Raw genomic sequence first — 793 nt, forward strand, 5'->3', positions numbered from 1 at the left:
CTGCGCCGCCTTTATCAACCAAAGACAGCTACGGCTGATTTGATGATGATTCCGCCGTCTGGGCTTCGGCGCATTTGACGCCCCGTGGCGGCACGAAAGACGCTCACCAGCTGCAGCGCTGGCGGTACCCGCGACCAGAGGGTCCGCATGATTTCCCGGCCATGTCGGGTTTTCCGAACGGCGCTTCCTGTGATGACACGCTGCGACCAGCGGAAGCCGATCTCATGGAAATACAGGTCGGCATGCTGCGGACTGATATGGTGAAAGACGCCGGCAATGGTCCGCCGGACGCGGGAATTGAAACCTTCGACCGAATTGACGTGGACAGTGTCGCGGATATTCGCGGCTGGAATGCTTCACGGTCTCATGCGAGGCGAAGCTCTCGCCAATGGCCGTGAACGCCTTCGCCTCATCGCTCATCAAACGGGCATGGGGCTCGATCTGCGTTTCGACAGCACGCTCCGCCGCGCGCAACGAAACGTCATTCGGTCGCTGCACCATCGCCATGACCGGCGTTTTCTCGGTATTCGCCTGACCTTTCCGGCCGCGTCCGGGAGGTGGATCGTCTGAATGCTTTCTGGGCCTTCCACCGAGATGGAAATGGTCAACCTCGACCGTGCCGTCGAGCATGTGCTCGCGCGCCACCATGAGACGCAGCGCGTGCCCCATCCGCCAGGCCGTGGGTTGGCTCACCCCAAGAGCCTCGGCCAGGCGCACCGAGGACAATCCTTTATCCGACTGCAGCATCAGCCACATGGCCTTCAGCCAAACACGCAAGGGAAGCTTCGTGGAG

The 793-nt window shown here is 61.4% G+C and carries 1 pseudogene; it reads right to left on the minus strand.

The features are described 5' to 3' along the window. Positions 1 to 14 precede the first annotated feature (14 nt). Positions 15 to 793: pseudogene (locus NKK47_RS35055) on the minus strand (IS1595 family transposase); the annotation flags it as partial.

The sequence above is a fragment of the Mesorhizobium sp. M0019 genome (assembly GCF_040323975.1).
In the GTDB taxonomy this organism is placed as follows: Bacteria; Pseudomonadota; Alphaproteobacteria; order Rhizobiales; family Rhizobiaceae; genus Mesorhizobium.